Consider the following 12,875-nt stretch of genomic DNA (forward strand, 5'->3'; position numbering starts at 1 on the left):
CCAATATATGTACAAGAGAAAATGATTAGAACACTGCAATAGATTACTCGTTATTTGTATTTTCTTCTTTCGACTTTTCCGACTTTGCATTAGCATTTGTTTTATTAGAAGATGGGGGTGAAAATTCAACCATCAGATAATCATTTGCTTTAATAGTGGTTCCTTTTTTAACATTCTGAGTTTTAGCGTAACCATTGCCCATCACTTCCAGATCAAGCTCTATAAGATCGCTTAGCTTCAGTACATCTCTTAATGACCACCCATTTACATCCGGCATCTTTGGTGCATCGGTTATGAGTAAAATACGCTCATTTGGCAGAACTTCTTCTCCCTCTGAAACACTAGCCTTCACTATTTTCGCTCCATCACCAACGACTGTAACACTTGCACCTAATTGCTCTAGACTCTGTTTAGCATTAGTCACTGTTTTTCCAACCATTTCTGGCACTGTTATGGAATGGATTGGTTCAGATTCTGCGCTATCAGGCTGGATCTTTAAATAGCGTAAACTATTTTCCATTACATTTTTAAATATAAACGAAACAGGGGCAGAACCAGGTTCATATTTCTCTAAATTTAAATCCGGTTGTTTAACAGAAACATACATAATTAATTCCGGCTCTTCTTTAGGAGCCATTCCGAGGAAAGAGAAGATGTAATTTTCTTCCCCTTCTAGATAAGGGCCTGGATAAAGATTCTCTGTATCTGGAATTTGGGCTGTTCCTGTTTTCCCTGCAACAGAATAATCATTTAGTTTGTATGCCTTACCTGTTCCATGTTCAGAAGTGATGACTGTTCCTAATATATCTAATACTTGTTTAGACGTATTCTCCGAGATTGGCGAGCCAACCTCTTCTGTTTTATACTCTTCTTTCACTTTACCTGTTTCCGAATCAACCACTTTGGAAATAACGAAAGGTTTTAACATTTTACCGTTATTGGTAATTGCTGTAGCTGCTTTGACAAGCTGTATTGGTGTTGTAGTAGTACCTTGTCCAAATGCTGTCGTAACTTTTTCAATTGGCCAGTTATATTGGATAACCCCAGTATTTTCACCAGGTAAATTAATGCCTGTAGGTTGGTCAAAATCAAATTTCTTTAGATAATCTAAAAATTTATCTGGACCAATTTTTTCGTAAGCAAGTATGGCGGCAGCTTTATTAGAAGAACGTTGAATACCTTCTAGAAAGGAAATTTCACCCCAACTATCCCAATCATTTATGGAACCACTGCCCATATCTTTATTAGAATATCTACCAGATTGATAGTATTCATTCGGATTCCAAACGCCTTCTTCAATAGCTGAAGCAAGCGTAAAGATCTTCATCGTTGATCCTGGCTCAAATGGAGTAGATATGGCATCATTATACCAGTTTTCTACCTCACCTAAATCATTAGGATTATAACTAGGTCTATTACTCATTGCCAATACTTCACCTGTTTTTGCCTTAACTACAATTGCTGTCATACGTTCTGGTTTATACTGTTTATCTATTTGCGACATCGAATCTTCAAGTAACGTTTGGATTTTCTGGTCAATAGTTAAATAGATTTCGTCGCCATCTTTCGCTTCTTTTATTATCTCATTGGGTTCTAGGAGCTTCACATTATATTTATCCCGTTCGTAAGAAATAGAGCCATTTGTCCCCGTTAATTGATCGTCCAACTGCTTTTCAATTCCTGTCACACCATTTGTCACAGTTAACGTTAATTTTTGTCCGTTATTTTCTTTCGTGACCTCCTGCTTCTGAGCCAGTCCAATTATGTGTGATGCGAACATTCCATTAGGATAGTACCTCTTTGATTCTTCTAGGAAAGTAATTCCTGGCAAGTCAAGCGCTGCTATTTTGTCTTTCTTTTCCTGGCTTAAGTCTTTACCTTTCATTCCAAATTCGACTTGGAATCTATCGTTTTCTATACCATTGTTCAAGGATTTTAATATCTCAGAAGTCTCCATATCTAACAAAGGAGCCAGCACTTCCGCCGTATGTTCCAGGTCGGTAACGTGCTTGGGCTCCTTTTTATCTGTAGTATAACTTTCATCCACAATGGCTTGAATACGATATGTAACCCTATCCTGGGCAAGTGGCATACCCTTCCTATCAAAGATTGTTCCACGCGCAGCATCAATCTGATACGTATTTGTACGTTTATCTTTTGCCCAATCTTTCAAAGATACTCCTGATACCTCTCCTGTTCCCTGGATATACAGAAACCGACCAGACAAAGTTAAAAACATGACCACAAATAGAAGCATTAGCACCGTTGACATGAACTGAGTAGTTTTGTTTTTCTTCAATTGGTATCTCCCGCCCTTTTGAATTTAGTTAGCAATCATGCTAGCTTGTTTCACTTGGGTGTTTTGAATTTGTAATCCATTTTCTTTTGCAATACGGAGGATACGATCTGGATTACTAAGTTCCTTCACCTTAAACTGCAAATTTTCGTTAGCTGATTGTTGTTCTTGAACTTGTTGTTGTAGTTGTTGAACATCTCGGTTTAATGCATCAGCAGATGAGCTAAATGAAACCGCAAAAAACAACGCTACTACAGCAAGTACACTAAAGACAGTATACATCAATTTTTCTCCTGGTGTAACCCATCTTTTATGAACTTTTACTTTCACTTGACGTTTTGGTTCAGCTTGTCCCGTGTGAGTCACATGTTTTTCTTGCCATGCTGATTGTTGCCAATTTTTAGCTTCACTTGCACCCATTATTTATTCCATCCTTCCTGATACATAAATTTTTCATCCCAAGGTTTAATCTTCTCTATAATTCGAAGTTTTGCTGATCTAGATCGTCGATTTTCTTCTAGTTCGTTTTCATTCGCCACGATCGGTTTACGATTAATAAGTTTAAATGGCGCTTTACTATCCTCAGGTATTATTGGGATATTTTTTGGTATTGGTGGAGTTGTACTCCACTTTTTAAATGCTTGCTTACACAATCTATCCTCTAAGGAATGAAAGGTGATAATAGATATTCTCCCACCAACTTCTATTACCTCAGCTGCTTGGTGTAATACATCATAGAATGCATTTAATTCATCATTAACAGCGATTCTTATTGCTTGAAATACCCTTTTACCCGGATGCCCACCTTTTCTTCTTGCAGGGGCCGGTATTGCTTCTTTAATTATCTCCACTAACTCGAAGGTAGTTTTAATTGGGCTAATTTCTCTAGCCGCTTCTATTTTCCGCGCTATTTGTTTTGAAAAGTTTTCTTCACCATAACGAAAGAAAATTTTCACAAGTTCTGCATATGGCCAGTCATTCACTACATCAAAAGCAGTAATTCCCTGAGACTGATCCATCCTCATATCAAGTGGAGCATCATGATGGAAACTGAAACCTCTTTCTGCTTCATCTAATTGTGGAGAAGATACGCCGAGATCGAACAATATACCATCAACACTATCAATACCTTGCTCATCCAACTTTTCTTTTAGATGACGAAAATTAGAATGAATGTATGTAATTCGATCACTATACTTCTCTAATCGTTTTTTAGCAGCATCAATTGCATGTGTATCTTGGTCAAAAGCAACCAACATACCTTCTGAACTAAGCTGCTGCGCAATCATTTCCGAATGTCCTCCACCACCGAGAGTACAATCTACATATGTACCATTTGGCTTAATAGCCAGTCCTTCAACCGCTTCATTTTTTAAAACACTATAATGTTCAAACAAAACCTTTCACCTCTATTACTTGGTATTAAATATCAAAGTCCATCATATTTTCAGCAATTTCAGCAAAAGATTCTTCAGATTCTTCAAAGTAATCTTCCCACTCACTATTTGCCCAGAATTCTATCCTGTTTGATACGCCTATTACTACACATTCCTTTTCAAGATCTGCATATTTACGAAGTGGGGCTGGAATGTTTATTCTTCCCTGTTTATCCACTTCACATTCTACCGCTCCAGAAAAGAAAAAACGTGTGAAAGCACGAGCATCTTTCTTAGTTAGAGGGAGTTTTTTTAATTTTTCTTCGAGAAGACGCCATTCATTCATGGGATAGGCAAACAAACATCGATCTAAACCTCTAGTCAACACAAACATCTCGCCAAGTCCATCTCTGAATTTAGCAGGGACAATAATGCGACCTTTAGTATCAATATTGTGTTGAAATTCACCCATGAACATCTGGACCGCCCCCACTTTCTTTTTCTATAGTACCACATTCCCCCACCTTTCACCACCTATTTTACCTAACAAATCATATATGTATTAAAAACATTGATCTATCTAGGGATAAAGCTCTTACTAAGTATAAATTGAAACAAAAAAAAGTATGATTGAGCAATGCTCAATCATACTAAAACCGTATCATTTATTCGTTTTTAATAATTTGTGGGGGAAAGTGGTGAATTATAAATAAACTAAATAATGCTCTTGTTTGTAATCATATGACACACTTAACAAATCATCAATTAGACCTGGTCCATAATTGTTTAGAAAATAAAATACATTCCACATCCTCTCCTGTAACCCACTTTCAGGAAAGAGATGTACATGGACAGAATCATATTCTTCTAGACTTTTCTTATATTGTTCTTTTAAGTGCTTGATCATTGCTTCTTGTAAAAAAGATACATCCTTGTATAAATAATACAAGTTCTTTTCAGCCAACCGGCTCAAATCAGGACCTAAGTTTTCAGCAAGATTTTTTAAAGGTTGGTGTGCAATAGCGATTGACTCCTTGACCTGATCCGCCAACAACTCAATCGGGGGAGAAGTTTGGGAAGAAAGCCAATTTCCTTTTTCCAAACCCACTCCACGGCTAGCTACCTGTTCTGGGTTTAAAGCATACTTGTGTATTTTTTTATCAATTCCTTGTTCGATTAAACTTAAAGATAAACGTGTGATAACTGGCGGCATTTTCATTTCCATAACTTGAAAAGCAGGTTTTAAAATAGACCAATATGCCACCTCGCCTGGCCCACCCAAAAACGCTAAGCTCGGAAATAGCAATTCTTGCATTAAAGGTCGTGTGACAACATTATTACTTAACAACTCCGGATTATGCCTGGCAATATTGATTAATTCCTCTGTACTAAATATACATTCGTTCTGCTTACCAACCCATTTCCCTTCCTTGGATCTTTCCAATAATACCCTTTCTCCATCTTTATGGTAGAATAGGTGAGCATCGTCTGCTTCAACATCAACAGAAACAGAATAACCCTCTTGTTTTACTTGTTGAAGAGCAGAAAATACTCCCTTACTAATTTCAGCTTGTCTCTCAATTAATTGTATGAAGTACGAACTCTCCATTCGTCTAACCAATGAATTCCCAGAGTCAATTAGAACTAATCCTGTATTTTGAAATAGTACACATAGTAACTTAGCAAAAAAATCGACGTATGTTCTTGAATCTTTTAAAGCGGTTTGAATCATTTGGTACATCGATTTTGTATGTTCTGTTTCCGCGAATGTCTTAAAAAGCTCATTGATCCAATTTTGAGTTTCATTGTAGTCTAACTCACAATCAGACATGGAATTCTTTTTATGTACACGGTGGGTTGTCCGATGCTTTTTCATTCTAGAGCCTTGCGGCATCATGATATGGTTTATCTCATCAAAATCGTGATCTTCTCCAGCAATCCAGAAAACAGGAATAACAGGTACATTTAGTTTTAATTCTTGTTCTCTGGCCAAATGGATAATGGAAATGATTTTATTAATGGTATAAAGCGGTCCTGTCAATAATCCAGCTTGTTGCCCACCTATCACCACGACGCTATCTTCTTCTTGCAATCTATTTATGTTATGTAAAGTCGACTCAGAAGCACCCCATTGCAGATTCAGTTCTAGTAACACACGTACTAACGACTTTCTATCAAAGCTACGCTTTTTTAAATCTTCCACCCTTCTATGAAACGTATTTGGATCATATGGATGATAATCAAATTTATTTAGTATGGTTTGTTTATGATTTATATAGTCAGAAATTAACCGACTCTTATTTGTTAATTTTATTGGGTCGACCCGCATGGATTACCTGCTCCTTTGTCATAGTGTAAATAATTCCATTACTATTCGATTTAGAAAATAATTAATCATAATTCGTATTTTACATAAAGCAAGGTATAAAATCACATATTCTGTTTTAAATTGCCATTATTTTTAAACTTAGCCCCACAATAACCATCAAGAATTGCCCAACAAAAAATAATAAAAAAGTAAACCGCCAAAACAATTTCCACACAATTGGGATGGCTACTTCCCCTTTACTTTTCCATTGAATAATAACGAACAAAGATAATATAAGCAGTAAAATAATAAGAATAATTCCAGTAAAATTTTGGCCGAATAATACGTTTAACATAACTCCTACCGATATTATATAAAAAATAGTAGTAGAGTTGACAGAAAAGTGGATTGCCTTCCATTTATTACGAACGGTCTTTTTTACGATTATATATACAATGCATGTAAGCAAAAAAGGAAAAGTTATACATACTCCGAGCGTATAAGCAATTAAATCAATCATCTACCAGATCACGCCTTTCTAATCGTTCTATTGACTTAATAGCATGATAGGCAAACTGAATGAAGGGAACTTCCCCGTTTGCATGATTAAGTAAATAACCAGATATAGCTTCTATTTCCGTTTCTCTATTTCTTTTCGTGTCCAAATACATGGAAGATTCATTGTTTTTTGTTAGTCTTATCACTCTTCGTACATTGGCCCACTCTTCCTCTGGATCTAGCCCTAACACAGATGAAGCTTCCATGCATGTCTGTTTAGCAATTGCTTCTATATGTGGATTTTCCGTTAACGAACCATTTTTCACACGAAAAATACTTGTTAAAGGATTAATGACTACATTTACAATTAGTTTCTTCGCAAGTATTTCATACCAATCAGGAGCTAAATTAATTGGAAAATCTTCACCAGCAAGCAATTTTGCTACATCATTATACAGAGAAGCGTTACCTTGAAAGAGGGAAAGATTCAGCTTTCCTTTGCCAGTGTGTTTAACAGTTTTATCATCTATTTTCATCGCTCCATGCTCACATGTTGCGACCAAAATAGTTTGGTTAAATTCAATAGATTTAATATCATCAATATGGCCCATCCCATTTTGCATGAATAAAAGAGGCGCCTTTGTTTTTTTCAAAGTTGACAACAAACCAGTAAGTTGGTATTGTTTCGTTGTAATTATAAAAATATCTTCATTATTCAATTCACTAGTTAGTTTTGCATTGATAAAGTATGTATCATCAGGAAGTAAAAGAATCCCATTTTGGTTTATTCTAGCCTTTTGCTCTTCCCTTCTAACATAGATGGTTACAGCACAGCCCTGCTTTACTAACAAACTGGCCGTTAATAAACCTATTGAGCCACCACCAATAATTCCTATCTTCAATTTCATCCACCTCTAACATAGCCTAAAAGTCATAGTTGTCCCAATGAGATATTACCATTAAAAAACGTATAAGTACAAGAATACTAATAAATAAAACCTTAAATGTTAGATTTCAATTCTAAGTTTATGTGGTAATAATTACCTAATTTATTATTATGTTTAGGTTATTTAAGTGAAATAACGGATTAACCTCCAGACTGCTCCTAGCTAATGACAATTAAAAAGGTAAAAACAACCCTAATTATTTACACTGGGTTGCTTTTACCTTTTAGTCTATTATTTCTTAGATTTATCAACACCACTCCATAACTTTTTCATTTCTTCAAAAGTTTTTTCGTAGCGTTGGATCTGTTCTTTCAAGTGTTTATTTTCTTCAGTTAATAATTTTACCTCTTGTTGGATAGAATCAGCCTTCTGTTCATTTGAGTAACTGACTTTCACCTTTTCTAACAAAGAAATCACAGCATCTAGCGTGCCATCTTCTTGCTCAGAATCTAAAGAAAGAAATGTATTTAATGAATCCGATTGTTGTTTTCTATCTTTCTTCGCGATATTTATAGCTTGCTGATATTGTTTACGAATCGAAGCATTCCATCTAAAACCACACGCCGCTGGTGTTCGTGATAGCTTTTTCCCTACTTCTTTGAATGCTTCTAATTGCGTTTTTCCTTCTCTAATATAGCGTAATACAGTTTCTGCTAGTAACACATCTTCATCCTGACTCCATGCATCTTGTCTTGTATTATTCATTACACCCCTCCTCTAAACATTCGTTTGCTATCAATGTATGCAAAAAGTAGGAGTGATAGAATAATTCTTTTCTATTTTTTTATATTTTATTAAAGGGAAACAAGAGTGAAACAACGTTAGAGCACAAAAAAACAAGCCTGGAGTCAGACTTGTTTTTTTATGCTACTCTATTGTAACTAGAAAAAGCATAGTAATTATTGTTCAACAACTTGTTTACCATCGTAATGTCCACAAGATTTGCAAACATGGTGTGGCTTAGTGTATTCACCACAGTTTGAACATTCTACCATACCAGGTACGTGTAACTTTTTATGAGTACGACGTTGATTTTTAACCTTTTTTGAAGTTCTTTGCTTAGGTACTGCCATGTCTTACACCTCCTTCATACAAGAAACAAAATTCATCCATTCTACTTGCAAAAGCAAGTGAAAGCTATTTTGTTCACTTTATCAACGATTTTCATTTTCATCGTTATTATCTAGTAATGATTGCAATTTTTGAAGGCGCGGATCAATCTTTTTCTCTGTCTTTTTATCAGACGAAAGCTCCCAACCTTCTCCTTCTGTCAATGCATTTGCTTGAACTTCCTTATCATCAGAAAACACACGAAAAGGAACTTCCAATAAAACATTTTCCTTGATATAAGGTGTTAAGTCAAGCATTTCTCTATCTACTGGATGTATTTCTGAGTCATCCTCTTCCTTATAGTAGGGAGAAGCAGAAAATACTTCGATAGCATCAACGTGAAAGGGATACGGAACATCGACTAAAGTTCTTGCACAAGGTAACACCATTGTTCCTTCCACAAAGAAATTAACTGTAATCTGATTTCCTTGCATGGTCGCATGACCTTTGACAAGAACGGGGTCAATCTTTCTGATATCATTGTTCATTTCTACTATTTCAGAAATATCTACATGATCTTCAAAATAAAAGGCTTCTGAACCCATCGATTTTAATTTTTGAAGAGAAAATTTCATTTCTACCACCTCAAGGCAACAAAGGTTATTTTAAAAGGAAATTGACGTTTTGTCAATATTTTTTCTTTACAGACGGTCAATAAATCTGGATAGTTACCACTGACAGGTCTATTAAAAGAATACCTTTCCTAATGATAAACAATTCTAGAGATAACTTTCAATAGTATGGATCATCTTTAGTCCAATTATAACCCAACTAAGTAAGTATGTTACTATTATATTTAACAATTAGATCTTTACGTGTACTTTTTTGTTTTTTATGCATCGTTGAGATAAAATCTGCAGTAACTGAATTCTATATTTTTTAAGTGAATGTTAGACAACCGTTCCGGAAATATACTACGCTTTCCGCGGGCTCGCGTCCGAAGACCCCGGAAGAAGCGTTCTTTGCTGATGAGGAGGCTGGGGACGTGCCCACGAAAAGCGGAGTATTCTGCCGAAGCGAGTGATCGCACCCATTATAGGTTCATAGAGAATTACTTAATGCAGAGTCTATAGAAATTATTACATAATAAAAAATTAGTGAAGAAGAGAGCATCATTATATATTAATTATTTTAGATTTGGGGTGTAAATTGTGAGGGCTTGCGGATTAATCGTAGAATATAATCCATTTCATAATGGTCATCAGTTCCACTTAGAAAAATCAAAAATCAAATCTGAGTCTGACTGTATGATTGCTGTTATGAGTGGAAATTTCCTTCAACGTGGAGAACCTGCAATTATAGATAAATTTCACCGTGCAAGAATAGCAATACAGCAAGGGGTTGACATCGTTGTAGAATTACCATTTGCATATGCCGTTCAACATAGCGATCTCTTTGCCAAAGGAGCGATCCTAACATTAGGAGCAATGGGGGTTGAGGCAATCTGTTTTGGAAGCGAGCACGGGGAAACTGACAACTTTACTAAAGCTGTTCATACATATCTGTCAGAACAAGAAACATATAAAGAAGCTTTAAAAGACGCATTATCTAATGGCCTTTCTTTTCCTCAAGCAAGCACAGAAGCCTATAAAAAAATTGGGCTTACCGAAGGACAGATAGATCTAAGCAAACCCAACAATATTCTAGGGTTCAGTTATGTAAAAAGTATAGTAGAGACAAATCAAAAAATAAAACCATACACAATCAAACGTTACAAAAATAATTATCATGACAAATCCATTCGCGATCCTATTGCTAGTGCAACTAGTATTCGTGAAGCATTATTTTCAGATAATGACCTCCCGATGCTAAATCAGACAATGCCGAATGAAACAATTCAGACACTAGCTCATTATCGAAGAGAAGCTGGTATATGGCATCAATGGGAAACATACTTCCCGTTGATTCAATATAGAGTAATGACAATGACTGCTAAGGAACTATCTAGTATTCATGGTATAGGTGAAGGGCTGGAGAATAGGTTGAAGAAAACAGCGACCAAAGCAACCAGTTTCCAATCCTGGGTCGAGGCAATTAAAACCAAACGATACACGTGGACAAGGATCCAAAGAGTGATGACACATATTTTAGTAAATTCAAAAAAAGAAACGATTCAACATATAACGGAATCCCATTCCATATCCCACATAAGATTACTAGGAATGTCCAGACGTGGACAGGAATATTTAAACAGGATAAAAAAACATATTCATGTACCAATTGTAACTAGCCTAGGAAAGGATTCTAGCTTATTGGAAATGGACGAACGAGCGGCAGACGCCTATTATAGTGTATTAGCTCCTCAACAACGGATTAAGTTACGGTCTCAGGAAATTAAAGCACCCTATATGGGACGGTAGGTATTTTTAGAAAATGAAAAAACCAAAGACTAAATTAGTCATTGGTTTTTTTAAATCAATACATAGCCCTTTTTAATATTAAGATTTTGCTTCTAATTGCTGTAAATAATTTAAGGCATCTTGAAATGTATCTACCGGAATTACTTTCATATCAGTACCTATTTCTTCTGCTGTTTCCCTAGCTATCTGATAATTAGAACCGTCTCTTCCACCTTCATTTGGTGCAAAAAAGATATCGCAGCCTTCCTCATCAGCAGCAATTACTTTTTTGTCGATCCCACCTATTCTCCCCACTTCTCCTGCATAACTAATTTCACCGGTACCGGCTATTTGGTACCCTTTTGTTATATCTTCTTTTGTTAATTGATCATATATTTCCAAAGAAAACATCAAGCCTGCACTAGGACCACCTATATTGCCACTAGCAAATTCAACTTTGGGTTCCACTTCAACTTCACGCTCTGTTACTAATTGAATCCCAACCCCAACTTTGTTTTCCATATTAGGAAAAGCTTCTAATTGAATTTCCTTTGTCAGTATTTCTCCCTCACGATCAACCGTTATGGAAATTGTTTCCCCAGCATCTTGTGACGAAACATAATCTATTAGATCATCTGTCTGTTCTATGTCTTTATCGTTAACTTTTGTAATTTTATCACCAGACTTTAGAATCCCTTCAGCAGGCATCCCTTCTATAACAGAAACTACATATACTCCCTTATAATCAATGTCAATTTGCTTGTCAGCTGCTGTATAAGCAACCACCGTGGAGGCCTGTTGAGAACTTTCCATCATTTGAAGCTGTGCTTCAAAGTATGCGTCTTTATCCATTCCTTCAGGAAATACCTCTTCGATTGGTAACACATCATAATGGGATCTGATTTTTCCTAGAAGATAACTGATAGGCGTTGCCTGGCTACCACTAACCGTCACCAAGTGCATATCCCCTTCACTTTTATAACCACTGTTTACACTTACAACAGGATTCAAAGCATCTGCTCCTCCTGGTTGGTAAATATAAAAAGGTAATCTATATAGGGATAGAAATGCTACGAATACAAATATAACCCCTGTAATAATCAGTCTACGTCGATCTATTTTCATGTCTTCTTCTCCTTCCACTTCTGGATGCTATGTATAATGTCTTCTATCTTATTTCTGGCTTCTATTTCTCCATGTTCGATAATTTCCTTTATATTCGTAAAAGCACGAGAACTATAAGAAGATACCCTCGGCTTAAGCATTATATCTGCATCGATTCCTATATGACTTACTAATTCGTCCTGCATGATATCAATACTCTGCATCATTACATCATAGATAGATTGCACTTGATTGTTAGGTGTGAAATGAGAACAATCAACTGCTATGACTATATCAGCCCCCATTTCTTTTGCAACAGACACTGGTACCCTGTCAATAACCCCACCGTCAATATACAAATGTTTACCAATTCTTTCTGGTACAAAAATTCCTGGTATAGATATACTAGCTCTGACAGCATCAGAAGCAATTCCCTTAGAAAAAACTTTTTTCTTACCTGAATACAAATTAGTTGCAACCACACCTGTTGGAATATCAAATTGTTCCAACCGTTTATTAAAAGTAAACAAGCGAATATATTCTTTAATACGGTTACCTTGTATAAATCCCATCCTGGGCACTGTAAAATCCAAAAAGAATTTTCTCCTAAAGCTAAGAGCCAGTTTATATAATTGATCCACATCTTGACCTGCTCCATATAATGACCCAATAAAAGCTCCCATACTACTTCCCGCAATTAAATCAATAGGTATTTTGTGTTCATTTAATACTTTGATAACACCTAAATGAGAAAATCCACGTGCTCCCCCTGCACCTAATGCTAATCCTATTTTTGGTTCTGTCAACTTAAATACGCTCCTTAAGGAAATCTTGTTTTTATCATAATATGGCATAAAAGTTATATCTATGAGCGTATATTGGTAGAGGATTGCTCGT

Annotated in this window: 13 protein-coding genes; 1 reads left to right on the top strand and 12 read right to left on the bottom strand. The window is 35.9% G+C overall.

All coding sequences use genetic code 11. The annotated features are described in order from the left end of the window. Window positions 1–43: 43 nt before the first annotated feature. From H7K77_RS09470 to H7K77_RS09515, 10 genes are all read right to left on the bottom strand, one after another. A complete protein-coding gene (locus tag H7K77_RS09470; protein ID WP_328701079.1) occupies window positions 44–2,299 on the bottom strand; it encodes a penicillin-binding protein in 2,256 nt (751 codons plus the stop codon). A gap of 24 nt (window positions 2,300–2,323) precedes the next feature. Next, on the bottom strand, window positions 2,324–2,716 hold the full coding sequence (gene ftsL, locus H7K77_RS09475; RefSeq protein ID WP_186577558.1) for a cell division protein FtsL: 393 nt from the start codon (window positions 2,714–2,716) through the stop codon (window positions 2,324–2,326). Then, window positions 2,716–3,693, bottom strand: a complete 978-nt coding sequence (gene rsmH / locus H7K77_RS09480) for a 16S rRNA (cytosine(1402)-N(4))-methyltransferase RsmH (protein ID WP_186577559.1) — start codon at window positions 3,691–3,693, stop codon at window positions 2,716–2,718. Before rsmH ends, ftsL begins: the two co-directional genes overlap by 1 nt. Before the next feature lie 25 nt (window positions 3,694–3,718). After that, window positions 3,719–4,150: a division/cell wall cluster transcriptional repressor MraZ gene (gene mraZ, locus H7K77_RS09485; RefSeq protein WP_186577560.1), complete on the bottom strand. Its 432-nt coding sequence runs from the start codon at window positions 4,148–4,150 to the stop codon at window positions 3,719–3,721. 225 nt (window positions 4,151–4,375) lie between these two features. Then, window positions 4,376–6,001 (bottom strand): bacillithiol biosynthesis cysteine-adding enzyme BshC, encoded by a 1,626-nt coding sequence (bshC, locus tag H7K77_RS09490; RefSeq protein WP_186577561.1) that lies wholly within the window; start codon window positions 5,999–6,001, stop codon window positions 4,376–4,378. Between the two features lie 115 nt (window positions 6,002–6,116). Next, a complete protein-coding gene (locus H7K77_RS09495) occupies window positions 6,117–6,500 on the bottom strand; it encodes a DUF3397 domain-containing protein (RefSeq protein WP_186577562.1) in 384 nt (127 codons plus the stop codon). Next, the gene (locus H7K77_RS09500) at window positions 6,493–7,380 is read right to left on the bottom strand and encodes a 2-dehydropantoate 2-reductase (RefSeq protein WP_186577563.1); all 888 of its coding nucleotides are present in this window, start codon (window positions 7,378–7,380) and stop codon (window positions 6,493–6,495) included. The genes H7K77_RS09495 and H7K77_RS09500 overlap by 8 nt, the downstream gene beginning before the upstream one ends. Window positions 7,381–7,656: 276 nt before the next feature. Then, the gene (locus tag H7K77_RS09505) at window positions 7,657–8,130 is read right to left on the bottom strand and encodes an RsfA family transcriptional regulator (RefSeq protein WP_186577564.1); all 474 of its coding nucleotides are present in this window, start codon (window positions 8,128–8,130) and stop codon (window positions 7,657–7,659) included. A 194-nt stretch (window positions 8,131–8,324) separates the two neighbouring features. Further along, window positions 8,325–8,498 (bottom strand): 50S ribosomal protein L32, encoded by a 174-nt coding sequence (rpmF, locus tag H7K77_RS09510; protein WP_186577565.1) that lies wholly within the window; start codon window positions 8,496–8,498, stop codon window positions 8,325–8,327. An 81-nt stretch (window positions 8,499–8,579) separates the two neighbouring features. Beyond that, window positions 8,580–9,110, bottom strand: a complete 531-nt coding sequence (locus H7K77_RS09515; protein ID WP_186577566.1) for a YceD family protein — start codon at window positions 9,108–9,110, stop codon at window positions 8,580–8,582. Between the two features lie 576 nt (window positions 9,111–9,686). Here H7K77_RS09515 and H7K77_RS09520 point away from each other — a divergent pair. Further along, complete coding sequence (locus H7K77_RS09520) at window positions 9,687–10,895, top strand: nucleotidyltransferase (protein ID WP_186577567.1); 1,209 nt, start codon at window positions 9,687–9,689, stop codon at window positions 10,893–10,895. 78 nt (window positions 10,896–10,973) lie between these two features. On the opposite strand, the gene H7K77_RS09525 is transcribed toward H7K77_RS09520, so the two are convergent. Together H7K77_RS09525 and H7K77_RS09530 are read right to left on the bottom strand one after the other, a co-directional pair. Beyond that, window positions 10,974–11,999, bottom strand: a complete 1,026-nt coding sequence (locus tag H7K77_RS09525; protein ID WP_186577568.1) for a SepM family pheromone-processing serine protease — start codon at window positions 11,997–11,999, stop codon at window positions 10,974–10,976. Then, window positions 11,996–12,832 (bottom strand): patatin-like phospholipase family protein, encoded by an 837-nt coding sequence (locus H7K77_RS09530; protein ID WP_186577569.1) that lies wholly within the window; start codon window positions 12,830–12,832, stop codon window positions 11,996–11,998. The genes H7K77_RS09525 and H7K77_RS09530 overlap by 4 nt, the downstream gene beginning before the upstream one ends. Between the last annotated feature and the right edge of the window lie 43 nt (window positions 12,833–12,875).

It is taken from the genome of Aquibacillus kalidii (assembly GCF_014280935.1).
GTDB lineage: Bacteria > Bacillota > Bacilli > Bacillales > Amphibacillaceae > Aquibacillus_D > Aquibacillus_D kalidii.

Excerpts from the sequence above, each read along its gene's own strand:
- mraZ (WP_186577560.1), bottom strand. The coding sequence starts at position 4,150 with ATGTTCATGGGTGAATTTCAACACAATATTGATACTAAAGGTCGCATT.
- H7K77_RS09525 (WP_186577568.1), bottom strand. The coding sequence starts at position 11,999 with ATGAAAATAGATCGACGTAGACTGATTATTACAGGGGTTATATTTGTA.
- rpmF (WP_186577565.1), bottom strand. The coding sequence starts at position 8,498 with ATGGCAGTACCTAAGCAAAGAACTTCAAAAAAGGTTAAAAATCAACGT.
- H7K77_RS09495 (WP_186577562.1), bottom strand. The coding sequence starts at position 6,500 with ATGATTGATTTAATTGCTTATACGCTCGGAGTATGTATAACTTTTCCT.
- H7K77_RS09515 (WP_186577566.1), bottom strand. The coding sequence starts at position 9,110 with ATGAAATTTTCTCTTCAAAAATTAAAATCGATGGGTTCAGAAGCCTTT.
- bshC (WP_186577561.1), bottom strand. The coding sequence starts at position 6,001 with ATGCGGGTCGACCCAATAAAATTAACAAATAAGAGTCGGTTAATTTCT.
- H7K77_RS09505 (WP_186577564.1), bottom strand. The coding sequence starts at position 8,130 with ATGAATAATACAAGACAAGATGCATGGAGTCAGGATGAAGATGTGTTA.
- ftsL (WP_186577558.1), bottom strand. The coding sequence starts at position 2,716 with ATGGGTGCAAGTGAAGCTAAAAATTGGCAACAATCAGCATGGCAAGAA.
- H7K77_RS09530 (WP_186577569.1), bottom strand. The coding sequence starts at position 12,832 with ATGCCATATTATGATAAAAACAAGATTTCCTTAAGGAGCGTATTTAAG.